The following is a 25,224-nucleotide window of genomic DNA, read 5'->3' on the forward strand; positions in this document are numbered from 1 at the left end:
TACTCCAGTTTGGGGCGGAGAGCCAGACGAAGCCTACACGAGGAGGCCCATGACCGTCCGCGCATCGACGACATGGATGTTCGGACCGGCTGCCGCGACGGTGTTCTCCGGGACGAACCGTGCCTGTACCACCTCGGCGTCCTCGGTGTCACCGAGATGTCCGACAAGGACACCCGCGACGGGGCGAGACGTTTCAACACGGCGCGCCGTCCACTTGACCTCGCCCACCAGCAGCCGCTTCCCGTCCACCGAACGCGCGACGACGTCCAGTTCCGGCGCGTTGCCGCGCCAGTACCGTTGCGCGGGCTCCCAGGGACCCAGCCGGCCCAAGGGCGTATCGGAGCGGTGCAGCAGGGGGACGGCTCGGCGGCACAGCTCCTCCCAGGCGACGGCATCGAGGGCCGGCCGATGCCGATGCCAGTACGTGAGCCGTGTCTCGCGGGGCGCGGCCGCGAGGGCGGCCCGGTGCGGAGCGACCACCCGGAACCACAAGTGCAGAAACGGGTCGTCGATGCGGTACAGGCTGCGCCTGCCCGCCTTGGGGTCGCTGCCGAACGGCGTGTCGCGGCGTACAAACCCCATCTCGATCAGCGATGCCAGCGGCCGCGACAGGCTGGAGGCAGGCTTGCCGAGGCGGTCGGCGATCTCGCTGACCCGGTGCGCCCCGTTGCCGATCACGTCGAGCAAGGGCCGCAACGCCGTGGCGGGAGGGGGTTCCTCCCGCAACAGCCGATCGGGTTCACCATGAAGCGGACCCGCCGGGTCGAGAACCAGTGCATCCACCGCCGCCTCGATGTCGCTTCCGAAGGGTTCGGCGAGTTCCCAGTAACGGGGTACGCCACCCCACAGCGCGTAGGCGCCCACCAACCCGCGGTGCTTGTCCCAGGGAAATGCCTCGGCGAGATGTCCCGGCGGCAAGGGGCCGACCGCGAAGGCTTCGACCGCCCGGCCGTAGAGCGGCGCGGCGGCGTCCAGTATCACGCTGTGCATCATGCGCTGGCTCGATCCGCACACCACCAGGCGAACCCGCCGCTCCAGTCGATCCAGCCAGTTCTGCAGAACACCGGGCAACGCGGGGTCCGCCTCGATCAGATAGGGCAGCTCGTCGAGCACCCACGGCCCCTCCCATCCAGCGCGGTCCGCCTCGACGGAAAGCCGTGTCAGAAACGAGCGCCAGTCCGGGTACTCGACGTCGGCAAAGCCCGGGAATCGTTCCGCCACCGCCGCCGCCAGGTAGCGCCGTTGCACCGGCGGGGACGACTGATCCGCCACCGTGTACAGACCGTCGTGCGCCCGGGACCATTCGATGAGCAGCCGCGATTTCCCGATTCTCCGGCGGCCCCAGATGACGGCGAAAGCGCCGGGGCGGGACAGGACGCTGTCCAGCCGCTCCATCTCGTGGCGGCGATCGAGGAATTGCATTCATTTATTATGCGTAGTAACATTATGTTTTGCAACATAATAAATGCGCATTGATTTTGATTGATCCACAAAAGTCGGGGGAACCTAGTCGAGGTGCGTTCGCTGCGTTGGGACGAGACGCAAGCGGAGGAGTACACGATCAACCCCTTAGTTGACACCCCTCAACCCATATATTACCCTCCCCTCCAGCCTCCGCATGACTCTCCTGACAGGACGGTGCGCGGCATTTAACCATGGGTAGCGAGACGCTCTGGCCGCTGGGTCTGTACTTTCTGATTGCTCTCGTCGTGGCGGGCAGCATGATCGGGTTGTCGTTCGTCCTGGGCGAGCGCCATTCGGACCGCGCCACCGGCGAGCCCTACGAGTCCGGCATCCTCTCCACCGGGTCGGCGCGCGTGCGTCTCTCGGTGAAGTTCTACATCGTCGCGATGCTCTTCGTGATCTTCGACCTGGAAGCGGTGTTCATCTTCGCCTACGCCGTGGCGTACGAGGAGGTGGGCTGGGCCGGCTACGCCGGCATGGTGATATTCGTGGCGGTGCTGGTGGTGGGGCTGATCTACGAATACCGCATGGGCGCGCTCGACTGGGAGCCTATCCGCCTGAGGCGGGCCAAGGCCGGTCGGGAAAGGATCGGCATTTGATGCAATGGTCGCTGTCCAAACCCCAGGCGGCCGAGCCGCAGAGGGGGGCCTTCGACGACGCCATACAGCGGCTGCTGGTGATGGCGCGCCTTGAGGATCTGGTGCGGTGGGGACGCAAGAACTCCATGTGGCCGTTCCACTTCGGGCTTTCCTGCTGCTTCGTGGAGATGGCCACGAGCCTCACCAGCAAGTTCGACGTGGCCCGCTTCGGCGCCGAGGTCATCCGCGGCACGCCGCGGGAGGCCGACGTCATCGTGATCGCCGGCACCCCCTTCATCAAGATGGCGCCGGTGGTGCGGCGCCTGTACGAGCAGATGATGGAGCCCCGCTGGGTGATCTCCATGGGCGCCTGCGCCAACTCCGGCGGCATGTACGACATCTACAGCGTGGTCCAGGGAGTGGACAAGATCCTTCCCGTGGACGTGTACGTGCCGGGCTGCCCGCCCGCTCCCTGGGCCTTTCTGGAGGCGTTGACCCTTTTGCAGAAGGCCGTGGGCAACGAGCGCCGGCCCCTGAGCTGGATGGTGGGCCCGCAGGGCGTGGAGAAGGCGGTGTTGCCCGCCATGCGCGACGTCAAGCGGCCGGACCGGGTTCGAGCCACGAGCCTGCGTACGCCGGACGAGGTCTAGCAACTCCCAGTAAAGCGATGAGCACGGTTGCTTCGTTCTTGAGCAGGAATGACCGAATGATCCAATCGGCGCGACGCGCGGTGAGCGGGGAAAGGTGGGCGGGTCCGGACGATGAGTGACGCGCCCGCCGTGGTGAACGAGCTCGAAGGCCGTTTCGGCGCCGATTCCTTCACGGTGCAGAAGACCCGCGCCGGCTTTCCCACCCTGTGGACGTCACGGGACAAGCTCCCGGCTTTCCTCAACTTCCTCAAGACCGAGGTGCCACGCCCCTTCGGCACGCTGTACGACCTCACCGCCATCGACGAACGCTTCCGCCAGCACCGCGACGGCCAGCCCGAGAGCGATTTCACCGTCCTTTACCATCTGCTCTCCTACGAGCGGAACGAGGACCTGTGCATCAAGGTGCCGCTGTCGGACGGCGACGCCGCGCTGCCCACGTCCACCGGCCTGTGGCCCTCGGCCAACTGGTACGAGCGCGAGGTGTGGGACATGTTCGGCGTGCGCTTCGACGGGCATCCGGCGCTGCGCCGCATCCTCATGCCGCTCACCTGGGAGGGCCACCCGCTGCGCAAGGAGCATCCCGCCCGGGCCACGGAGATGGGACCGTTCCAGCTTCCCGACGAGCGCCAGGAACGCGAGCAGGAGGCGCTGCGCTTCCGCCCGGAGGACTGGGGCATGAAGCGCACCCGCGATGGCGCGGACTTCATGTTCCTGAACGTCGGCCCGCAGCATCCCGGCACCCACGGTGTCATCCGCATCATCCTGCAGCTCGACGGCGAGGAGATCGTCGATTGCCTGCCCGAGATCGGTTTCCACCACCGGGGCGCCGAGAAGATGGGCGAACGCCAGTCGTGGCACTCGTTCATCCCCTACACCGACCGCATCGATTACCTCGGCGGGGTCATGAACAACCTCGCGTACGTCCTGTCGGTGGAGCAGTTGGCCGGCATGGACGTCCCCGACCGCGCCCAGGTCATCCGCGTGATGATGTGCGAGTTGTTCCGCATCGCCAGCCATCTGGTGTGGTACGGCACCTTCGCTCAGGACGTGGGCTCCCTTTCCGCGGTCTTCTACACGTTCAACGACCGCGAGCGCATCTTCGACATCGTCCAGGCCGTGTGCGGCGGACGCATGCATCCGAGCTGGTTCCGCATCGGCGGCGTGGCCCACGATCTGCCCAAGGGCTGGCAGGCCATGGTGCGGGACTTCGTCGACTACATGCCGGACCGGCTCGCGGAATACGACAAGATCGTGATGCAGAACCGCATCTTCAAGGCGCGCACCCAGGGCATCGGCGCCTACACCGCCGAAGAGGCCATCGACTGGGGCGTCACCGGCCCCGGTCTCCGCGCCTGCGGCTACGAGTGGGACTTCCGCAAGAAGCGGCCCTACTCGGGCTACGACCAGTTCGACTTCGACGTTCCCATCGCCCAGAAGGGCGACTGCTACGACCGCGCGCTGGTGCGCGTCGAGGAGATACGCCAGAGCCTGCGCATCATCGACCAGTGTCTCAAGAACATGCCCTCCGGGCACTACAAGTCGGACCATCCGCTGGCCACGCCGCCGCGCAAGGAGCGCACGATGCACGACATCGAGACGCTCATCAACCACTTCCTCAGCGTGAGCTGGGGGCCGGTGATTCCGGTCGGGGAATCCTTCGTGGGCATCGAGGCCACCAAGGGCAACAACGGCTACCGTCTGGTGAGCGACGGCGGCACCATCCCTTACCGGGTGCGTATCCGCACCCCGTCCTTCGCCCACATGCAGATGATCCCGCTCATGAGCCGCGGCGTCATGGTGCCGGATCTCCTGGCGATTCTGGGCAGCATCGACTTCGTGCTGGCGGACATAGACCGATGAAGAAGGGCGCGGAGCGAGATCGAAGAGTGACGAGCGCGACATGCTGACGGAAGACGAGCGCAAGAAGATCCGGGCCGAGGCGGCCCACTACGACCACCCGCAGGCCGCGTGCGTGGAGGCGCTGAAGATCGTCCAGGAGCACCACCGCTGGGTGTCGGACGAGCACCTGAAGGAAATCGCCGCGCTCCTGGACATGAGCCCGGAGGCGCTCGACAGCGTCGCCACCTTCTACAACCTGATCTTCCGCAAGCCGGTGGGGGAGAACGTCATCCTCCTGTGCGACAGCGTGAGTTGCTGGATCCTGGGTTACGAGGGTATTCGTGCCCATCTCAAGGAACACCTCGGCGTGGAGTTGGGCGAGACCACCGCGGACGGCAAGTTCACCCTGCTGCCCATGGCCTGCCTCGGCACCTGCGACCGGGGGCCGGCGATGATGGTGGGGAACGAGCTTTACCGCAACCTGGACAACGACAAGGTGAACGAGATACTCGCCCGCTACCGGCAGCCGTCGGGCGCCTGACCGGACTGGACGATATGGCGAACGGATCATCCATGGACAAGCCCCTGACCGGGGACCTGCGGCCGGACGGCACCGTGCTCGACCTGGCGGCCTACGAGCAGGTGGGCGGCTACGAGGCGCTGCGCAAGGTGCTCAAGGAGATGGCCCCGGCGGACGTCCTCAAGGAGGTGACGGACTCCAGGCTCCGGGGACGCGGCGGCGCGGGCTTCCCCACGGGCCAGAAGTGGAGCTTCGTGCCCATGGGCGACAATGCGCCCACGCCCAAGTACCTGGTGGCCAACGCCGACGAGATGGAGCCGGGGACCTTCAAGGACCGTCTGATCCTGGAAGGGAACCCGCACCTGCTCATCGAGGGGATGATCCTGTCCGCCTACACCATCCAGGCCACGCAGGGCTACATCTTCCTGCGCTGGGCCTACAAGCTCGCGGCGGAGCGCATCACCCGCGCGCTGGCCGAGGCCTACGACAAGGGCTACCTCGGCCGGAACATCCTGGGCTCGGGCTACAACTTCGAGCTGCATCTGCACACGAGCGCCGGGCGCTACATGTGCGGCGAGGAGACCGGGCTCCTGAACGCGCTGGAGGGCAAGCGCGCCAATCCCCGGGCCAAGCCGCCGTTCCCCCAGGTGAGCGGCCTGTTCGGCAAGCCCACCATCGTGCAGAACGTCGAGACCCTGTGCAACGTGGCGCCGATCCTGCGCAACGGCGCCCAGTGGTACCTGGGCCTGAGCCGCAGCGAGGACGGCGGCACCAAGCTCTACGGCGTCAGCGGCAAGGTGCGGCGGCCGGGGGTATGGGAGCTGCCCCTGGGCACCACCATCCGCGAGATCCTCGAGCGGCGCGCCCGCGGCATGCGCGAGGGCTACAAGTTCCGCGGCCTCCTGCCGGGGGGCGCCTCCACCGATTTCCTGGTGGAGGAGCACCTGGACGTGAAGATGGACTACGGTTCGGTGCAGGCGGCGGGCAGCCGGCTGGGCACCGGCCTGATGGTCGTCCTCGACGACCAGACCTCGGTGGTGGGCATGGTGCTCAACCTCGAGCGCTTCTTCGCCCAGGAGTCCTGCGGCTGGTGCACGCCGTGCCGCGACGGCCTGCCCTGGACCGCGCGCATTCTCCAGGGACTCCTCGAAGGGCGCGGGCGCCCCGGCGACCTGGAGCGGCTGGAGATGCAGATCCGCATGATGGGGCCGGGCAACACCTTCTGCGCGCTGGCCCCCGGCGCCATGGAGCCGTTGCAGAGCGCCCTCAAGTATTTTCGGGAGGACTTCGAAAAGCTCTTGCCGAAGAGCGACGCAGCGTAACCATCATGGCCACCATCTACGTCGACGACCGGCCCTACGAGGTCGACCCCGCCAAGAACCTGCTGGAGGAATGCCTCTCCAAGGGACTCGACCTGCCGTACTTCTGCTGGCACCCGGCCCTGGGGTCCGTGGGCGCCTGCCGCCAGTGCGCGGTCAAGCAGTTCCGCGACGAGAACGACCAGCGCGGCCGCATCGTCATGGCGTGCATGACTCCCGCCATGGACGGCGCGCGCATCTCCATCCGGGACAAGGACGCGGCGCAGTTCCGCGCCGGCATCGTCGAGCTCCTGATGAGCAACCACCCGCACGACTGCCCGGTGTGCGACGAGGGCGGCGAGTGCCACCTCCAGGACATGACGGTGATGACCGGGCACAACTACCGCGGCTACCGCTTCGGCAAGCGCACCTTCACCAACCAGCAACTGGGGCCGTTCATCAACCATGAGATGAACCGCTGCATCACCTGCTACCGCTGCGTGCGCTACTACCGGGACTACGCCGGCGGCAAGGATCTGGACGCCTTCGCCTCCCACAACCACGTCTACTTCGGGCGCCACGAGGACGGTGTCCTGGAGAACGAGTTCAGCGGCAACCTGGTGGAGATCTGCCCCACGGGCGTCTTTACCGACAAGACCCTGAAGCAGCACTACACCCGCAAGTGGGACCTGCAGACCGCGCCGTCGGTGTGCGCCCATTGCAGCCTCGGATGCAACACCATCGCGGGCGAGCGCTACGGAGGGCTCCGGCGCATCCTCAACCGCTACAACGCCCAGGTGAACGGCTACTTCCTGTGCGACCGCGGCCGCTTCGGCTACGATTTCGTGAACGGCGACCGGCGCCTGCGCCAGCCGCGCCTGCGCCAGGACGGCGAGAGCCGCCCGGTCAGCGGCGCGGACGCGCTGAAGCGCACGGCGCTCCTGATGGGACGGCAGTCCCGCGTCATCGGCATCGGCTCGCCGCGGGCGTCGATGGAGGCGAACTTCGCTTTGCGGACACTCGTGGGCTCGCGCAACTTCTTCAGCGGGATGGCCCCCGGCGAGGAGCACCTGGTGGCGCGCATGCTGCTCGTGCTCCGGGGCGCCGGTGTCCGCACCCCGTCGCTGTCCGAGGTGGAGTCGGCCGACGCGGTCTTCGTGCTGGGGGAGGACGTCACGCAGACGGCGCCGCTGCTGGCGCTGGCGATTCGCCAGGCGGTGAAGCAGGCGCCGCGCAAGCAGGCCATGCAGTTGCGTATTCCGCGCTGGGACGACGCCGCCCTGCGCGGGGTCATACAGCAACAGAAGGGACCGCTGTACGTCGCCACGCCGGCGGGCACCCGGCTCGACGAAGTGGCCACCCAGTGCTTCAGGGGAGCGCCCGATGACGTGGCGCGGCTGGGGTTTGCCGTGGCGCGCGCGCTGGACGCGAGCGCTCCGGCGGTGAAAGGGTTGTCGCGGGAAGAGCGCGCGGCGGTCCAGGCGGTTGCCAAGACGCTGCGGGCGGCGGAGCGGCCGGTGATCGTGTCCGGGTCCGGCTGCGGCAGCGAGGCGGTGGTCGACGCGGCGGCGCAGGTGGCGCGGGCGCTCGGCGGGGCCGGGACCGCCAACCTGTGTTTCACGGCCGCCGAATGCAACAGCTTCGGCTTGGGGCTGCTCAATGCCATGGGCACCGCCGAGGCTTTCCAGCGGGTGGCCGACGGTCTTGTCGACACGGTGGTGGTGCTGGAGAACGACCTCTACCGCCGGGTGGGGCGCGCCTCGGTGGATGCCATGCTGGAGTCCGCCCACGTCGTCGCCATCGACCACTCCGCCACGGACACGATGGCCGGCGCCGAGGTGGCGTTTCCGTCGGGTACCTTCGCCGAGACCGAGGGCACCGTGGTGAACAACGAAGGCCGCGCGCAGCGGTTCTACCAGGTGTTCGTGCCCGAGGGCGAGGTGAAGCCGGCGTGGGGCTGGCTGGGGGAGATGGCCCAGGCGGCCGGACGCACCGAGTTGACGGGGCTGCGCTCGCCCGACGATCTCCTGGCGGCGCTCGGGCGCGCGGTGGCGGTGTTCGAGGGACTGCCGAAACACGTGGCGGGCGCGTCGTTCCGGGTGAACGGGGAAAAGGTGCCGCGCCTGTCGCCGCGCGCCAGCGGCCGCACGGCCGTTTCGGCCAACGTGAACGTGCACGAGCCCAAGCCGCCGGCGGACCCGGATTCGCCCTTGGCGTTCACCATGGAGGGTTATCCGCAGCAGCCGCCGTCGCCGCTGATCACGCGTTTCTGGGCGCCGGGATGGAACTCGGTCCAGTCGCTCAACAAGTTCCAGGCGGAGGTGGGCGGGGCGCTCACCGGCGGCGATCCCGGCACACGGCTGATCGAGCCGGTGGCCAACGGCGCCGCGGCTTACACCGACGAGATCCCGCCCGCGTTCAAGCGTCGCGCGGGCGAGTTCCTGGTGGTGCCGCTGCACCACATCTTCGGTTCGGACGAGCAGAGCGCGGCCGCGCCGGCGGTGGCGCAACGGAGCCCCGGGGCGTACGCGGCGCTCAACTCGGAAGACGCGCGGACGCTGGGGGTTCAGGAGGGGGAGTTCGTGGAGATCGAGCTGGACGGCGGGATGTTCCAGTTGCCGGCCCGCCTCATGCCCAGCATGACCGCCGGCCTGGTGGGCGTGCCCGTGGGAATCGGCAACGTCCGCGGCGTGGACGTCCCGGCCTGGAGCCGGTGCCGCAGGGTGTGACGTGACGGACGTGCTGCTACAGATCGCGGTGATCCTCGGGGTGCTCAACGCGCCCCTGATCCTGGCCGCGCTGCTCATCTGGCTGGAGCGGCGCTTCCTGGCGCTGCTGCAGGACCGCCACGGTCCCAACCGGGTGGGTCCGCTGGGGCTCGGCATCGTGCTGGCGGACATGATCAAGATCTTCACCAAGGAGGACTGGGTCCCGCCCTTCGCCGACCGCGCCGTGTTCATTCTGGCCCCGGCGGTCATCGTCATCACCGGGCTGATGTCCGTGGCGGTCATACCCATCACCGAGACCATCGGCGTCACCGACCTCAACATCGGGCTGCTGTTCTTCCTCGCCATGTCGTCCATGGGCGTCTACAGCGTGGTGCTGGCGGGGTGGGCGTCGAACAACAAGTATGCGCTCCTGGGGGGGCTCCGGGCCTCGGCCCAGATGGTGAGCTACGAGGTGTTCATGGGGCTCTCGCTCATGGGCGTCGTGCTCATGGCGGGGTCCTTCAGCCTGCGCGACATCGTCGCGGCGCAGCAGGATATCTGGTTCATCGTGCCCCAGTTCCTGGGCTTCGTCATCTTCTTCATCGCCGGGCTGGCCGAGACCCATCGTCTCCCTTTCGACCTGCCCGAGGCCGAGGCCGAGTTGGTGGCGGGATTCCACTCCGAGTACTCGGGGATGAAGTTCGGCATGTTCTTCGTCGGCGAGTACGTCGGCGTGACGGTGATCTCGGCGATGATCGTGACGCTGTTCTGCGGCGGGTGGATGGGGCCGGTGCTGCCGGGCATCGTGTGGTTCGCGCTGAAGCTGCTGTTCTTCATCCTGATATTCATCCTGTTGCGGGCGTCGCTGCCGCGGCCGCGCTTCGATCAGTTGATGGCCTTCGGCTGGAAGGTGCTGCTGCCGCTGTCGCTGCTCAACGTGGTGGTGACGGCCGGGGCGCTGCTGCTGTGGAAGGCTTGAGGGTCTGTTGATGTCGTCGTGTCCGAACGCCGTGAGGAACCATCGATGCTAAGCATGCTGCGGACCATCTGGACGGTGCTGCTGCACCTGTTCCGGCGCCCCATCACGGTCCAGTACCCCGAGGAGAAGCCGTACCTGCCGCCGCGTTACCGCGGGCGGATCATCCTTTCGCGGGATCCGGACGGGGACGAGCGCTGCGTGGGCTGCTACCTCTGTTCCGCCGTCTGTCCGGTGGACTGCATCGCGCTCCAGGCGGGGGAGCGGCCGGACGGCCGGCGCTATCCGGAGTTCTTCCGCATCAACTTCTCGCGCTGCATCTTCTGCGGCCTGTGCGAGGAGGCGTGTCCGACCTATGCGATTCAACTGACGCCGGACTTCGAGTTGTGCGACTTCAACCGGCAGAGTCTCGTGTACGAAAAGGAGGATCTGCTGATCAACGGCCCGGGCAAGTATCCCGGCTACAACTTCTACCGGGTCGCCGGCCTGGCCGTCAGCGGCAAGGAGAAGGGCGCCTCCGAGAACGAGGACAAGCCCGTGGACGTGAAGAGCCTGCTGCCGTGACCGGCAGCGCGGGGAACCAGGCTGTCAACGCAGTATCCGTAGTGCCATGACGCTTATCTACTATGTCGCGGCCGCCGTCGCCGTCTTCTCGACGGCCATGGTCATCACCCGTTCCAACGCGGTGCACGCATTGCTGTACATGATCGTGTCGCTGCTGTCGCTGGCGCTGATCTTCTTCACCCTGGGGGCGCCCTTCGTGGCGGCTCTGGAGGTGATCGTTTACGCCGGCGCCATCGTGGTGCTGTTCGTGTTCGTCATCATGATGCTCAATCTCGGCGCCGAGGCCACCGCCCGCGAGCGCCGCTGGCTGCAGCCCAAGGCATGGATCGGTCCGGCGATTCTCACCGCCGTCCTGTTCGCCGAGTTCCTGGTGGTGGTCGCCACCGAGCCCGCCGCGGCGGGCGCTCCCGCGGGCGTGGGCGTCAAGCGCGTGGGCGCCGCCCTCTACGGCCGCTACGTGCTGGGCGTGGAGCTGGCCGCCATGCTCCTGCTGGCCGGGCTGGTGGGCGCGTTCCACCTGGCCCGCCGCGTGTCTTCCGACGACGAGGAGGATGAGTCCTGATGGCCGCGGTCCCCATGGAGCACGGACTCGTGCTGGCGGCGGTGCTGTTCGGGCTGGGGCTCACGGGCGTCCTGGTGCGCCGCAACATCATCTTCGTGCTCCTGTCCCTTGAGATCATGCTCAACGCCGCCGCCCTGGCCTTCGTGGTGGCGGGGGCGCACTGGGGCCAGGCCGACGGACAGGTCATGTTCTTCTTCATTCTGGCCATGGCCGCGGCCGAGGTGGCCGTGGGCCTGGCGCTGGTGGTGCAGCTCTATTATCGCTTCAACACCCTGGACGTGGACACGGTGAGCGACCTGAGAGGCTGACATGCTCGAGCTGCTGTGGCTGATACCCGCCTTTCCCCTCGCCGGCTTCCTCGCCCTCACGCTGGTGGGGTCGCGCCTGTCGCGCACCGAGGTGGCCTACGTGGGCGCGGGTTCCGTGGGCCTGTCGGCGGTGGTGACGCTGTTGGTGGGGCTGAGCTTCATGGCGGCGCCGCCCGCCGGGGGCAGCTTCGTCCAGACCCTGTGGATATGGGTGGACGTAGCCGGCTTCCGTCCCGCGTTCGCGTTCCATCTCGACGCCCTGTCGCTCACGATGATCTTCGTCGTGACCTTCGTGGGCTTCCTGATCCACCTCTACTCCGTCGAGTACATGATGGGGGAGGAGGGCTACAGCCGCTTCTTCGCGTACATGAACCTGTTCGTGTGCGCCATGCTGACGCTGCTCCTGGCCGACAACCTCATGCTGCTGCTCCTCGGCTGGGAGGGCGTGGGCCTGTGCAGCTACCTGCTGATCGGCTTCTTCTACAAGGACGAGGCCAACAGCCAGGCCGCCAACAAGGCCTTCATCGTCACCCGGGTGGGGGACACGGCCATGCTCATGGCGCTGTTCCTGCTCTTCGCCGAGCTGGGCACCCTGGACATACAGGTGCTGCTGGAGCGGGCGGGCCAGCAGTTCCAACCCGGCTCGGGCATGGCCACGGCCGTGGCGCTGCTGCTGCTGGGCGGGGCCGTGGGCAAGTCGGCGCAGCTTCCGCTCCAGACCTGGCTGCCGGACGCCATGGCCGGGCCCACGCCGGTGAGCGCCCTGATCCACGCGGCCACCATGGTGACCGCGGGCGTCTACCTCATCGCCCGCACCCACGTGCTCTTCACCCTGGCGCCGGCGGTGCTGACGCTGGTGGCGGTCATCGGCACGCTGACGCTGCTGATGGCGGGCTTCGCCGCGCTGGTGCAGTCCGACATCAAGCGGGTGCTCGCCTACTCCACCATCAGCCAGATCGGCTACATGTTCCTGGCCCTGGGGGTGGGCGCGTGGTCGGCGGCGCTGTTCCATTTCATGATCCATGCCTTCTTCAAGGCGCTCTTGTTCCTGGGGGCGGGCGCGGTGATCATGTCGCTGCACCACGAGCAGGACATGTACCGCATGGGCGGCCTGCGCCGGCAGATGCCGTTCACCTTCTGGTGCTTCCTCATCGGCTCGGCAGCGCTGGCAGCCGTGCCGGTGGTCACCGCGGGCTTCTACAGCAAGGACCTGATCATCTGGAACGCGTACAACTCCGAGATCGGCGGCGTCTGGCTGTGGGCCGGAGCACTGGCCGGGGCGCTTCTGACTTCGATCTACTCTTTCCGCATGGTGTTCCTGACCTTCTACCGCGAGGCCACCGAGTGGGTGCGGCATCTCATGCCCATCCGTGAGCCGGGGCCGTGCGTGCGCATCCCGCTGGGGGTCCTGGCGGTGCTCTCGGTGGCGGCTGGCGTGATCGAGCTGCCGCATACCATGGGCTCGCTCACCCTGTTCTCCGGTTTCCTGAACACGGCGCTGCCGGAGTACCACGGCGTGCACGCGAGCTACGGCACCGAGCTTCTTTTCGAGCTGCTGGCGGCGGCCGCGTCGCTGGGCGGCATCTGGCTCGTGTGGACCCTGGTGATGGCGTCGCCCGGGCCCATGGAGCGCATCGCGGAGCAGCCGTGGGCGCGCGGCCTGGAGCGGCTGTGGTTCAGCGGCTGGGGCTTCGACGCCCTCTATGACGCGCTCTTCGTCAAGCCCTGGCTGTGGTGCGCAAGGGTCAACAAGGACGACTTCATCGACGTCTTCTATCGCGCCGCCGCTTTCGTCACCGAGACGCTCCACTTCGTCGCGAGCATGACGCAGACGGGCGCGGTGCGGTGGTACGCCACCGGCATCGCGGTGGGCGCGGTACTGACCGTGGGACTGGTGATCATCCTATGAGCCTTGCCTGGATCCTGCTTCTGCCCTTCGGGGGCGGCCTCGCGGCGTGGATCGCGGGGCGGTGGAGCGACCTGTGGGCGCGCTGGATCGCGCTGGGGACGGCGCTGCTCCACCTGTTGTTGCTGCTGGTGACCTGGGGCGTCTTCCTCACCCGCGTCGCGCCCGCGCCGGGCGGGTGGCTGATGGCTTCCAAGCAGCCCTGGATCCCGCAGTTGGGCATCAGCTTCCACCTGGCCGTGGACGGCATCAGCCTGCTGATGCTGCTGCTCGCGAGCTTCCTCACGGTCCTGGCGGTGCTGACCTCCTGGACCGCCATCACCCGCTCGGTGGGGTTCTTCCACTTCAACCTGTTGTTGATCCTGACGGCCCTGTCGGGCGTTTTCATCGCCTTCGACCTGTTCCTCTTCTTCGCCTTCTGGGAAATCTCGCTGCTGCCGCTGTACTTCCTCATCGGCATCTGGGGCTACGAGAACCGCGTCTACGCCACCACCAAGTTCTTCATCATCACCCAGGGCAGCGGCCTGCTGATGCTGTTGGCCATCCTGGGGCTCGTGGTGGTGCACTGGCAGTCCACCGGCGTCCTGACCTTCGACTACCTGGACCTGGTGGGCACGGTCATGTCGGAGACCAAGGCGTTCTGGCTGATGCTGGGCTTCTTCATCGCCTTCGCCGTGAAGCTCCCGGTGGTGCCGTTCCACACCTGGCTGCCCGACGCCCACACCCAGGCCCCCACCGCGGGCAGCGTGGCGCTGGCGGGCCTGGTGCTCAAGATCGGCGCCTACGGCATGCTCCGTTTCGTGGTGCCGATGTTCCCCCAGGCAGTGGCGGACTTCACCGTGGCGGCCATGATCCTGGCGGTGGTGGGCATCCTCTACGGCGCGCTCCTGGCCCTGGCCCAGACCGACCTGAAACGCATGGTGGCGTACACCAGCATCAGCCACATGGGCTTCGTGCTGCTGGGCATTTTCGCCGGCAACGAGTTGGCGCTTCAGGGCGCGGTCATCATCATGCTGTCCCACGGTTTCAGCGCCGCCGCGCTGTTCATCATGGTGGGGGACCTGCAGCACCGCACACACACGCGCGAGCTGGGGCGGTTCGGCGGCCTGTGGACGGTGATGCCGCGCATGGGCGGCGTGGGCCTGTTCTTCGCCATGGCGTCCCTGGGGCTGCCCGGGCTGGCGAGCTTCGTGGGCGAGTTCCTGGTGCTGCTGGGAGCGTTCCAGGTGAACGTGCCGCTGACGGTGCTGGCGTCGGTGGGCCTCGTGGCCGCCACGATCTATTCGCTGTGGATGATGCAGAAGGTCTACTACGGCGCCAACACCGGGGACTGGCAGGTCGACGATACCAACGGCCGGGAGATGGGGATCATGGCGTCGCTCATCGGCGCGACGCTGTGGCTCGGGCTCTACCCGCAGCCGGTGTTGACGACCTCCGGGCATGGGCTCGCCGAGATGCGCAAGTTCGCCGCCGAGGCCCGCGCCACGGCCGCGCGCCCCGAAGGCACGGAGAACGCGGCGTCCGCGGCCGTCGCGTCCACACCGTCGGTTGGAGGTGAGCGGCCGTGAACCCCTTCAGCGCATTGACTCCCATCGTCCTCCTGGGCCTGACGCCACTGGTGCTCATGCTGGTGATCTCGTTCCACCGGAGCCACTGGCTCGCCGCGCTCATCTCGCTGGCGGGCATGGCGCTGCCGCTGGCGCTGCTGGCGGGCACGGCCACCAGCGCCGAGCCACCGCTGGCGCCGCTGCTGATCATCGACGGCTACGCGCTCTTCTACATCGGCCTTCTGACGGCGGCGACCATGGTGGTGGTGGTGCTGTCGTACAGCTACCTCGAGCGCGCGCCGGGACACCGCGAGGAGTTCTATCTCCTGCTCACGCTGGCCACCTTCGGCTGCGCCGTGTTGACCGCCAGCAACCACTTCATCTCGTTTTTTCTCGGGCTGGAGATCCTGAGCGTTTCCCTGTACGGGCTCGTGGCCTATATGCGCACGACGCGCACGGCGCTGGAGGCGGGCATCAAGTACCTGATCCTGGCGGCGGCGTCGGCGGCCTTCCTGCTCTTCGGCATGGCGCTGATTTACGCGGACCTCGGCACCATGGACTTCACCGCCATGACCTCGGTGCTGGCGGCCAAGACCCGGGAGCCCTCGGTGCTGCTCCTGGGCGGCTTCGCCATGGTAATCATCGGCGCCGGCTTCAAGCTCGCGGTGGTGCCCTTCCACATGTGGGCGCCGGACGTCTACCAAGGCGCCCCGACGCCGGTGACGGCTTACCTCACCACGGTCTCCAAGGGAGCCATGGTGGCGCTGCTGCTGCGCTACGGGCAGTACGGCGGCCTCCTGGACTACGACTCGGTGGCCTCGGTGCTGGCGGTCATCGCGGTTCTCTCCATGTTCCTCGGCAACCTGCTGGCGCTCTTGCAGGACAACCTCAAGCGCCTGCTGGCCTATTCATCCATCGCCCATCTCGGCTACTTGCTGGTGGCGGTGATCGCCGCCTCCCGCGAGGGGTCGCACGCGGTGACCTTCTACCTGGTGGCCTACTTCATCACCTCCCTGGGCATTTTCGGCATCATCACCGCGCTCTCGGACGAGCGCAAGGAAGCCGACGAGGTCAGCGACTACCGCGGCCTGTTCTGGCGTCGCCCGTGGGTCAGCGGTGCGCTGTCGCTGATGCTGTTCTCCTTGGCGGGGATTCCCCTGACGGCCGGGTTCGTGGGCAAGTTCTACGTGCTCACCGCCGGCGTGGTCTCCGACCTCTGGACCCTGGTCCTGCTGCTGGTGGTGAGCAGCGTCATCGGCCTCTACTACTATCTGCGCATCATCATCACCATGTACCTGCCCGCTCCCGAGGACCCGTCCTCGCCCCTGTCCGCGACCCGCCGGTTCTCGTTCCCGGAAGGACTCGTGCTTGCCGGCCTCACGGTGCTGCTCATCTGGTTCGGCATCTACCCCGCACCGCTGCTGAGCGCCATCCAGGCGGCCGTGGGCACCTTGGCCTGAGGGGCGAAAGGCTTCGCCGACGGCGATGCCGAAGTGGTTCAACTTCTATGGGCGAACGGTGTACGGGCGGCCCTTCAGGAGGTGTAAGGCACCACCGTCGCAAGCGCAAGACGGATGAGGTTCATATGTGGGAGTCGGTCGGTTGCAGTGACGCGGCTACCTCACCGCGCCGAAGGCGGCTGTAAGGTCGTCGCGTTCAAGTGTGCCCGCTGCCCCTTCGTGGTCTTTGCCCGTGAAGATGCCGGTGAGCACGCCGTCATCAGTGCTGGTCGCGGATTGACGGAAGGTATTGCCGCGGACCTCAATGTCGTATTCGAGGTCGCCGTCACCCCAGGGGCGGATGTCGGAACCGGCTCGTACGATGTACTTCCATACCTCTAGTTGATGGAAGAGCGCATCTCCCTGAAGCGTGCTCAAGTTGACACGGACCTGCGCCTTGCCCATTACGGTTGCATTCGACTCCCCTCTTTCATTCTCGGTATCGCCAGGCCGGAAACCGACAAGATCGCCGCTCCATGTAACTTCACCTTGTAGCGGGCTATCTGCCAGGTTCACATACGGTGCTTCGCCGGAGGCCCAGCCCTGGAGAAGGGACGGTTCGTCACCCTCGAAAATGCTCTGGCGGGCAACACCGAACTCGGAAGTTTCGGTTTGGAACACAAAGTGATCGGAAAAGGGGAGCCAAAGCTGGAACTTTTGGCGCATGGCTTCCTTCGTGTCACCCGCTTTCAGTTTGACATAGGCTGCAAAGAGCGCTTGTCGGTCAATCGGATATAGTATCTTTGTCGGCTCCCATGGACCCAGAATAGTCCAATACAGGCGTGAATCTAGCCGGTCGATATGACCGTCGAATCCGAGACTATGAAGAAGCTCGTGCACGACGATCATATCGAGTCGGGTATCATCGCTCTCGTTTTGCCAACTGGTATTGTCCGGGGCGACAAAAATATGTGATGACCGACTAGAGCCATCCCCGGTGTAAGTTGAGACGGCAACGCCCGCTGCCCCCTCGGATAGCCACCTTTCCAATTCACTGGGTACACCGAAATCGATGTAGATCAAGCCGTCCGGCACCTCTTCGCTCAATGGTGGGACGTCCTCCCCGATTCGAATATGCCAAGCCGGCGGAAGCGCTTCGTTGAGCAATTGCACCGCGCGGAGAACATTTTGACGATGCCCCAAATCTTGACCGATATGCACCGTCGGGGGTGCGGCAAACGTGTACAGCTTGTCGTCAGAAACTGCCGTGAAGTAGTCGATGATATGGGTCAGTTCAGCGAGGTCGCGCGACAGTCCGTAGAATAGTCCCGGTCGACCGGCAACCTTTTTCAATGGATACTTGGGCGCAATATCCTTTCCCACGAGCAGCGTGGCTCCGTCATAGCCGTAGTAGTTGATTGGCATCGACGCGACATCCTGCGGTCGCAATGTGGGCAATGACGGTAACGGCGGACGCTCGGTCGTGTCTTGAGGATCGACGGGACTGGTGTTAATCGGCCGTTCTGGCGGCAGCGAAGCTGTCGTCGTAAGGGCTCCACCGCCACACCCCACTAGAAACAGAGCGAGACCAAACGCAGGAACGAAACGCAGCACGGGATACCCCTTTTTTCGATTCGGCAAATAGTTTTTCGAAGAAAGAATGGCACGTTTACGGGAGTCCGGCAACCCGTCGGCTAGCCGAGGCCGTCAGGCCAGCAGTTTGCCGCGCAGAACCGTGACGGCGTGACCCGACAGCATCACGCGCGTGCCCCGAACGGCGACCTTGACAAGGCCGCCGCGCTCCGACACCTGCCGCGCGGTGAACGTGTCGCGGCCGAGGCGGGATTGCCAGTAAGGCCCCAGGCAACAGTGGGCCGACCCGGTGACCGGGTCCTCGTCGATGCCGGTTCTGGGGGCGAAGAAGCGCGAGACGAAATCAATAACTCCCGTATTCGTCTGTGCCGTGACGATGATTCCGCGCGTGTCGATCGCGGCGAGACGCGTGAAGTCCGGGGCGAGCCGTTCGACGGTCAGTTGCGTGTCAATCTCGACGAGATAGTCAAAGCGGTTCCGGCCGACGTACGCGAGTTTGGCTCCGAGGGCGGCGGCAAGTTCGTCTGGAACAGGTGCAGGGTCGGGCGGTTCGGCCGGGAAGTCCATCTCGATCCACCCGTCGGCCAGTTCTGCTGACAACCGACCGGAGCGGGTGTGGAAGACGGCTGGAACATCCGGTGGCAGGTGTCCTTCCTCCCAAAGCACATGGGCGCTGGCGAGTGTGGCGTGACCGCAAAGATCGACCTCGACCGCGGGCGTGAACCAACGGAGGTCAAATGCGCCCGCTCCGCGGCGAACCAGGAAAGCGGTTTCCGAGACGTTCATCTCCCGCGCCACCCGCTGCATCCACTCGGCACGGGCTGGAGCGGGTAGGAGGCACACGGCCGCGGGGTTGCCGCCGAATGGCTCGCTGGTGAAAGCGTCGACTTGAGTGATGGTCAGGGTCATCTGCGACTATTCAGGGAATGCCGACCCGCGTCCCGGCGTTGCTTACTGTTTGGTTGCAATCCGTACTGGTGGTGATCTCATCTCAAGGTCCATGCGCCGAGCCCTCCCCTGCGCCAGTGGATATCTTACCACAAACCCTCGGGCAAGCCTGATTGACAGACGTAACCGACAGGGATTAACTAACTTCATTTCGCCGGCGTGGCGGCTATGGGGCGAAATACCGGCAAGCGCCCCGCGAAGGAAACGCAAACATGGCAAGGGTTTCGACCGGCAACCGAACATCCAACACGGCCGAAGACACGCTGGCTCGCAAGAGCCGGGACGAGAACGTCGTCTCCGGCGGTCATCTGGTGGCCGCGGCCCTCAGGAACGAGGGGGTGGACACGATCTTCACCCTGTGCGGGGGGCATATCATCGACATCTACGACGGTTGCATCGACCAGGGCATTCGCGTGGTGGACGTGCGCCATGAGCAGGTGGCGGCCCACGCCGCCGACGGGTACGCACGGCAGACCGGGCGGCTCGGCTGCGTGGTGACGACGGCGGGGCCGGGCTTCACCAACGCGCTCACGGGCATCGCCACGGCGTTCCGGTCGGAGAGTCCGGTGCTCCATATCGGCGGACAGGGGGCGCTCACCCAGCACAAGATGGGGTCGCTGCAGGACCTGCCGCACGTGGACGTCGCCGCGCCCATCACCAAGTTCTCGGCGAGCGTGCGTTCCACCGAGCGCATCGCCGACATGGTGGCCATGGCCGCGCGCGAGTGCTTCGCCGGGGCGCCGGGGCCGAGCTACCTGGAGATCCCCCGGGACGTGCTCGACCGCGAGGTACCCGCGGACAAGGCGGTGGTGCCGGAGGCCGGGCGCTCGCGTGCGTCCACCCAGTCCATCGGCGATCCCGCGGATGTGGAGAAGCTGGCGGAGTTGCTGGTGAATTCCGAGAGGCCGGCGGTGCTGCTGGGCACCCAGGTATGGACCTGCCGGGGCCACGAGGCGGCCACTTCGTTGTTCAAGGCGCTCAACGTGCCCTGTTACATGAACGGCGCCGCCCGCGGCCTGCTGCCGCCCGGCGACCCGCACTACTTCAACCGTACCCGCGGCGACGCCTTCAACGAGGCGGACGTCATCGTCATCGTGGGCACGCCCTTCGACTTCCGCATGGGTTACGGCCGGCGGCTGCGCGCGGATGCCACCGTGGTCCACATCGACATGGACTACCGGACGGTGGCCAAGAACCGGGACGTCTCCCTCGGGCTCGTGGGCGATCCGGGCGCGATCCTCAAGGCGGTACACGCGGTGGTGGGCGAGCGGCCGGACAACGGCGCCGAGGGCCGCGCGCGCTGGCTGGAGCATCTCCGCGGCCTGGAGGGCGAGCGGGTGGCCAAGCTCATGCCGCTCTTCCAGTCGGAAGCCAACCCCATCCATCCCTACCGCGTGGCGTGGGAGCTCAACGAGTTCCTCACCGAGGACACCATCTACATCGGCGACGGCGGCGACGTGGTGACCATCAGCGCCCAGGCCGTGGAGCCGCGCGCGCCGGGCAATTGGATGGACCCCGGCGCCCTGGGCGCGCTGGGCGTGGGCACGGGCTTCGCGCTGGCGTCGAAGCTGGTGAACCCGGACAAGGAAGTGCTGTGCTACTACGGCGACGGCTCCTTCGGCATGACCGCCTTCGACATGGAGACCGCCAACCGCTTCGGCGCCCCGTACATCGCGGTCATCGGCAACAACTCCGCCATGAACCAGATCCGCTACGGCCAGCTTTCCAAGTACGGCGAGGAGCGCGGCAACGTCGGCAACCTGCTGGGAGACGTGCCCTTCTCGAAGTTCGCGGAGATGCTGGGGGGATACGGTGAGGAGGTCACCGACTGCCGCGAGATCGCGCCGGCGCTGCAGCGGGCGCGGGAGTCGGTGCGCGCCATCGGCAAGTCGGCGGTCGTCAACATCTGGGTGAACGCGGGTGAATGGGCTCCCGGCACCAAGCGTCAGACCATGTACAAATAGTCAGGGACAAAGCAGGCAAGGAACTCCATGGACAAGGCACTCTCCGGCATTCGCATCCTGGACATGACCCACGTCCAGGCAGGCCCCACCTCCAGCCAGCTCATGGCCTTTCTCGGCGCCGACGTCATCAAGCTCGAGTCGCCCGCGGGCGACGCCACGCGCAAGCAGCTCCGGGACGTTCCCGACGCCGACAGCCTGTACTTCACCATGCTGAACTGCAACAAGCGCTCCATCACGGTGAACCTGAAGAACCCCCAGGGCAAGGAGGTCTTCACCCGGCTGGTGAAGGCGTGCGACGTGCTGCTGGAGAACTTCGGCCCGGGCGTGCTGGAGCGCCTCGGGTTCGGCTGGGAGAAGGTGCACGCGCTGAATCCGCGGATGATCATGGGCTCCATCAAGGGGTTCGGCAGCGAGGGCCCCTACGCCGCGTTCAAGGCCTACGAGAACGTGGCCCAGGCCATGGGCGGGGCCATGAGCACCAGCGGCATGTTCGACGGTCCGCCAGTGGTGACGGGCGCGCAGATCGGCGATTCCGGCACCGGCGTGCACCTGCTGGCCGGTATCCTCGCGGCCCTGCTCCAGCGCGAGCGCACCGGCCGCGGCCAGTACGTCGAGTGCGCCATGATGGATTGCGTCATGAACCTGTGCCGGGTCAAGTTCCGCGACCACCAGCGCATCGAGCACGGCCCCCTGGCCGAGTATTCCGTGCAGCAGTTCGAGGACTTCACGCCCCGGGCCGGCAACGACTCGGGCGGCGGCCAGCTCGGCAACGCTGTCCCGTGCAAGCCCGGCGGCGCCAACGACTACCTCTACGTGGTGGTGCAGGAGCACGTGTGGACCGCCCTGGCCACGCGCATCGGCGGTGAAGCCCTGGCCAACGACCCGCGCTTCGCCGACATCGACGTGCGCCGCGCCAACCAGGCCGAGATGTGGCGCCTGCTGGCGGAGTTCGCGCGCGACTACACCAAGTGGGAGCTGATGGACATCCTGAACGATCTCGACGTTCCCTGCGGCCCGATCATGAGCACCAAGGACCTGGCCCACGACGAGCACGTCCAGCTCCGGGAGATGATGGTCGAAGTGGACCACCCCGAGCGCGGCCTTTGGCACAACGTCGGCTGTCCCATCAAGCTCTCGGATTCGCCCGTGGACGTGAAGCGCTCACCGCTCCTGGGGGAGCACAACGACGAGGTGCTGAGCGAGGTCCTGGGCTACGGCGCCGACGAGATCGTCGCGCTTCGGAGCGCCGGCGCGTTCACGCGCGTGCCGCCGACGGATGGTTGATGGGGGTGCGCTAAGAAAACGCTCCGTCACGGGGCATGGAATTGAGGCGTCCACGACAGTTCTGCCACGCTTTACCCCTCTAGCCTTCCCACCACTGTCTTGTCGTGCACCCTGCGGGTACGCTCTATTGGAAATACCTCCGGCGTGTGCCATGTTGGGCGGCGATGGAGCCGGGTTGAGTCTTCACTGCCCGGTGTGCTGAAGGCCCTTGAGGAAGAGAAGTTCGGGTTTGATGTCGTCGCGTTGCACAGACGGCATCCGCGACGGCGCTACTATCCTTGTGTCCGGCTGACAGGTCATCATACCGCTGGGAGAGTACGCTATTCCGATAGTGGGGCCGAGGGACTTGTCATCACACAGAGGGCTGCGAGGTATTTTCTGGAGACCACGCCGAAGATGGTTCTGTCATCGGATCATGCCATATTGCGCCATTGGACCAACGGCCTCAACGTATTCTACGTTGACCCGCCGGTAGTGCATCACGGCGGATACGAGGGGACGTTCATCGGCACGAGTCGTTCGGTGTCGAGCCGCTACGAGCCCGCGGCGAACTACACGATTGGCCCGTGGCGGCGTGCCGTCACGGGGGTTGCGCGGGGCGTGAGCAAGTATCTTGCCTTCAGGAAACAAGTGCGCGCAGACGGGCACGATGCCGCCCTGCCGCTAGCCAAGCGCGCGTGAAGCGTGCCATTACAGGCAAACGTTGTGAGATGTCTGTATGTCGGTAGGCATGAGGTGACCGAGGTGACCATATGCCTGCCGACGGGACTGTTCCAAAGCTAGGGATCCGGGAGCTAGTCTTAGTGACGCCTATGCATATCGCCTTGGTCATTCCCACTCTCAAGGGCGGAGGCGCTGAACGGGTGGTGCTCAATCTGGCTCAGGGTTTCATCGACCGCGGTCACCATGTGGATATCGTGCTCCGTCGCCCAGTGCTCCACTACTCGGAGGACGTTCCCGCGGACGCCCGGCTATTCTTCGTGGACAAACTCCGCGGCCGGTTTCCGAAGAAGGACACTTCGTCGATGGGTGCTCGGCTGCGGCAGCTACCAAGAGCATACGGAAGAGCCAACTGGCTGGATGTGGGGCGCGCTTTCGAATGGAATCTGCTGCGTTGTCGTCCCGACCTGAGACTGCTGAACTTCACCCGTGCCATCGCGTCCTACATTGCCCGCGAACGTCCCGAATGTGTATTGCCGAGCCTCCCTCTTGCAAAGATCGCCACTCTTATGGCGGGTCGGTTCCTCAAGATTCATCCACCGATCATCCCGATCATTCACAGCAATTATGAACATCGGCGACCAAGAGACCGGTGCAGGTTGCGGTATATGGCCGACCAAGCAGCGCATTTTGTTGGTGTGTCGCAGGGTGTCTGCGACGCAGTCAGCCGTCTTGTTGGAGTGTCTTCCAAGGATGTCACTGCGATCAACAATCCGGTGGTTACCGAAGCGCTAGTTGGCGGAGTGGCGATGTCTCCGAGCCATCCGTGGCTGCAAGACGATGGTGTGCCGACAGTGCTTGCGGCTGGACGGCTTCAGAGAGTCAAGGATTATCCGACCCTTATCAAGGCATTCGCTCGACTTGCGGCGCGCCGCCCGTGCCGTCTGATTATTTTGGGTGAGGGAAAGCAACGGAAGAAGCTCCAAGCGCTCGTTCGCAGGTTGGGACTTGACGATCGCGTCTCACTCCCCGGTTGGGTGGACGACCCGTTTGTATATATGGCCAATGCTTCCCTGTTTGTCGTTTCGTCCATCTACGAAGGGCTGTCGATGGTGCTGGTTGAGGCGTTAGCGTGCGGGTGTCCGAGCGTTAGCACGAATTGTCCGTTTGGTCCTGCGGAGATACTTCTGGACGGCAAGCTCGGTCCTTTGGTGGCGGTGGGAGATGAGGCCGGGTTGGCCATGGCCATGGAGCGCGTCCTCGAAAAGCCACCCGACAAGGGGGTCTTGCGGCGCAGGGCAGAGGACTTTTCCGTGAACACCGCGGTCACTGCCTACGAACGACTCATCCAGGCGGTTGCATCCGGTAGTGTGAACCGGTCGACGCTGTGGGATTGCGCGGATGCGGGTCGGGCGGGAGAAGGCGGTTAGTGTCAGAGTTCATCCATAGCGCCTCCACGTTGGTGTATCATCTGGCCGCTAGCGGAGCGCTTCCCGCTTCGTGGTTTCGCGACACGGACCCGGCCAGCGTGGTGAAAGCCAAGCGCAAAGGAAGATTGTCTCTCGAGATCGTTACGCATTGTTGGCGGTATGGCCATTTTCTTACCTATCAGCTTAGTTCCCTCGTCACACACCGCTGTGACGAACTCGATGTGACCATGACCGTGTATCACGCCCCCCAGGATGAATCAGTCTTGCGGGTGCTGCGCTATTTCGACGGTATCGACGTCCCCGGCGTCTCATGGTCCTGGCGGCCGCTGCCCCCACAGGAGCTCTTCCGCCGCAGCATCGGCCGAAACCTTGCCGCCCGGGCGACAAAGGCCGATTGGATCTGGTTCACCGACGCCGACATTCTCTTCTATGAAGACTGTCTCAGCACGCTAGCGGAGGTGTTGCAGGGAAGAGATGACCCCTTGGTGCATCCCAGGACAATCCTGGGTACGTCTTTGCTGCCCGAGGACCACGAGATACTGGTGCAAGGGCGCGCATCCCCCGCCGTGAGAGAAGTCCCGGTCAGCGCTTTTCACCCGCACAATGGGATCCATAACAAGGCGAAGGGGTCCTTCCAGATTACACATGGAGACGTAGCACGGGCTCTTGGTTACTGTGCCTCAATCGGTTTCTATCAACAGCCTGCGCCGCGTTGGCGTAAGGCCTACGAGGACCGGGCGTTCCGGTGGCTCCTGGGCACCGACGGCACGCCCCTTGATATTTCGGGCGTCTGTCAGATTCGCCATGCCGTAAAGGGCCGGTACCGGCAGGGCTCGGTCACGGGAAGGCTTCGAACGCTCTTGCGGAGATGCTGGGAGCGTTCAGCATCTCGTCGCTGACCCGGTTCGGTGAACGGTCCCTACTTCTTCAGCATGCTCGGTGGAATACACCGTAGCAAGTTGTCCGATTTTAGGGATCACCCAAAA

General features: G+C 65.7%; 21 protein-coding genes. 18 read left to right on the forward strand and 3 right to left on the reverse strand.

Annotated elements, in window-relative coordinates; all coding sequences use genetic code 11:
* Positions 1-33: 33 nt before the first annotated feature.
* The gene (locus OXF11_18200; protein ID MCY4489030.1) at positions 34-1,422 is read right to left on the reverse strand and encodes an ATP-binding protein; all 1,389 of its coding nucleotides are present in this window, start codon (positions 1,420-1,422) and stop codon (positions 34-36) included.
* A 233-nt stretch (positions 1,423-1,655) separates the two neighbouring features.
* Between OXF11_18200 and ndhC the strand changes: the two genes are divergently transcribed.
* From ndhC to OXF11_18265, 13 genes are all read left to right on the forward strand, one after another.
* Positions 1,656-2,063: an NADH-quinone oxidoreductase subunit A gene (ndhC, locus tag OXF11_18205; GenBank protein MCY4489031.1), complete on the forward strand. Its 408-nt coding sequence runs from the start codon at positions 1,656-1,658 to the stop codon at positions 2,061-2,063.
* Positions 2,063-2,692, forward strand: coding sequence for an NADH-quinone oxidoreductase subunit B (locus OXF11_18210; protein MCY4489032.1), 630 nt, complete (start codon positions 2,063-2,065; stop codon positions 2,690-2,692). The genes ndhC and OXF11_18210 overlap by 1 nt, the downstream gene beginning before the upstream one ends.
* 111 nt (positions 2,693-2,803) lie before the next feature.
* On the forward strand, positions 2,804-4,552 hold the full coding sequence (gene nuoC, locus OXF11_18215) for an NADH-quinone oxidoreductase subunit C/D (GenBank protein MCY4489033.1): 1,749 nt from the start codon (positions 2,804-2,806) through the stop codon (positions 4,550-4,552).
* A 40-nt stretch (positions 4,553-4,592) separates the two neighbouring features.
* Positions 4,593-5,072, forward strand: a complete 480-nt coding sequence (gene nuoE / locus OXF11_18220) for an NADH-quinone oxidoreductase subunit NuoE (protein ID MCY4489034.1) — start codon at positions 4,593-4,595, stop codon at positions 5,070-5,072.
* A 32-nt stretch (positions 5,073-5,104) separates the two neighbouring features.
* Positions 5,105-6,373: an NADH-quinone oxidoreductase subunit NuoF gene (gene nuoF, locus OXF11_18225; GenBank protein MCY4489035.1), complete on the forward strand. Its 1,269-nt coding sequence runs from the start codon at positions 5,105-5,107 to the stop codon at positions 6,371-6,373.
* Positions 6,374-6,378: 5 nt separating this feature from the next.
* A complete protein-coding gene (gene nuoG / locus OXF11_18230; GenBank protein ID MCY4489036.1) occupies positions 6,379-9,078 on the forward strand; it encodes an NADH-quinone oxidoreductase subunit NuoG in 2,700 nt (899 codons plus the stop codon).
* Position 9,079: 1 nt separating this feature from the next.
* Entirely contained in the window at positions 9,080-10,036 is a 957-nt protein-coding gene (gene nuoH / locus OXF11_18235; GenBank protein ID MCY4489037.1) for an NADH-quinone oxidoreductase subunit NuoH, read from the forward strand.
* Between the two features lie 45 nt (positions 10,037-10,081).
* Entirely contained in the window at positions 10,082-10,597 is a 516-nt protein-coding gene (nuoI, locus tag OXF11_18240) for an NADH-quinone oxidoreductase subunit NuoI (protein MCY4489038.1), read from the forward strand.
* Positions 10,598-10,643: 46 nt separating this feature from the next.
* A complete protein-coding gene (gene nuoJ / locus OXF11_18245; protein MCY4489039.1) occupies positions 10,644-11,159 on the forward strand; it encodes an NADH-quinone oxidoreductase subunit J in 516 nt (171 codons plus the stop codon).
* Positions 11,159-11,467 carry an NADH-quinone oxidoreductase subunit NuoK gene (gene nuoK / locus OXF11_18250; protein ID MCY4489040.1) on the forward strand — a complete coding sequence of 103 codons (309 nt, stop codon included), beginning with the start codon at positions 11,159-11,161 and terminating at the stop codon, positions 11,465-11,467. The genes nuoJ and nuoK overlap by 1 nt, the downstream gene beginning before the upstream one ends.
* Before the next feature lies 1 nt (position 11,468).
* Positions 11,469-13,376 (forward strand): NADH-quinone oxidoreductase subunit L, encoded by a 1,908-nt coding sequence (gene nuoL / locus OXF11_18255; protein ID MCY4489041.1) that lies wholly within the window; start codon positions 11,469-11,471, stop codon positions 13,374-13,376.
* Positions 13,373-14,941 (forward strand): NADH-quinone oxidoreductase subunit M, encoded by a 1,569-nt coding sequence (locus tag OXF11_18260; protein ID MCY4489042.1) that lies wholly within the window; start codon positions 13,373-13,375, stop codon positions 14,939-14,941. The genes nuoL and OXF11_18260 overlap by 4 nt, the downstream gene beginning before the upstream one ends.
* Positions 14,938-16,380, forward strand: a complete 1,443-nt coding sequence (locus OXF11_18265; protein ID MCY4489043.1) for an NADH-quinone oxidoreductase subunit N — start codon at positions 14,938-14,940, stop codon at positions 16,378-16,380. Before OXF11_18260 ends, OXF11_18265 begins: the two co-directional genes overlap by 4 nt.
* Before the next feature lie 156 nt (positions 16,381-16,536).
* Here OXF11_18265 and OXF11_18270 read toward each other — a convergent pair whose 3' ends face one another.
* Both OXF11_18270 and OXF11_18275 read right to left on the reverse strand, forming a co-directional pair.
* On the reverse strand, positions 16,537-17,784 hold the full coding sequence (locus OXF11_18270; protein MCY4489044.1) for a hypothetical protein: 1,248 nt from the start codon (positions 17,782-17,784) through the stop codon (positions 16,537-16,539).
* Between the two features lie 282 nt (positions 17,785-18,066).
* Positions 18,067-18,861, reverse strand: a complete 795-nt coding sequence (locus tag OXF11_18275; protein MCY4489045.1) for a PhzF family phenazine biosynthesis protein — start codon at positions 18,859-18,861, stop codon at positions 18,067-18,069.
* Positions 18,862-19,112: 251 nt separating this feature from the next.
* Here OXF11_18275 and OXF11_18280 point away from each other — a divergent pair, with 251 nt between their 5' ends.
* From OXF11_18280 to OXF11_18300, 5 genes are all read left to right on the forward strand, one after another.
* Entirely contained in the window at positions 19,113-20,864 is a 1,752-nt protein-coding gene (locus OXF11_18280; protein ID MCY4489046.1) for a thiamine pyrophosphate-binding protein, read from the forward strand.
* Positions 20,865-20,891: 27 nt separating this feature from the next.
* The gene (gene frc / locus OXF11_18285; protein MCY4489047.1) at positions 20,892-22,148 is read left to right on the forward strand and encodes a formyl-CoA transferase; all 1,257 of its coding nucleotides are present in this window, start codon (positions 20,892-20,894) and stop codon (positions 22,146-22,148) included.
* A gap of 396 nt (positions 22,149-22,544) precedes the next feature.
* Positions 22,545-22,829, forward strand: a complete 285-nt coding sequence (locus OXF11_18290; GenBank protein ID MCY4489048.1) for a hypothetical protein — start codon at positions 22,545-22,547, stop codon at positions 22,827-22,829.
* 131 nt (positions 22,830-22,960) lie between these two features.
* The gene (locus OXF11_18295; GenBank protein MCY4489049.1) at positions 22,961-24,238 is read left to right on the forward strand and encodes a glycosyltransferase; all 1,278 of its coding nucleotides are present in this window, start codon (positions 22,961-22,963) and stop codon (positions 24,236-24,238) included.
* Complete coding sequence (locus tag OXF11_18300) at positions 24,238-25,137, forward strand: glycosyltransferase family A protein (GenBank protein MCY4489050.1); 900 nt, start codon at positions 24,238-24,240, stop codon at positions 25,135-25,137. The genes OXF11_18295 and OXF11_18300 overlap by 1 nt, the downstream gene beginning before the upstream one ends.
* Positions 25,138-25,224: the final 87 nt, after the last annotated feature.

This window comes from Deltaproteobacteria bacterium (genome assembly GCA_026712905.1).
Classification (GTDB): domain Bacteria; phylum Desulfobacterota; class Binatia; order UBA9968; family JAJDTQ01; genus JAJDTQ01.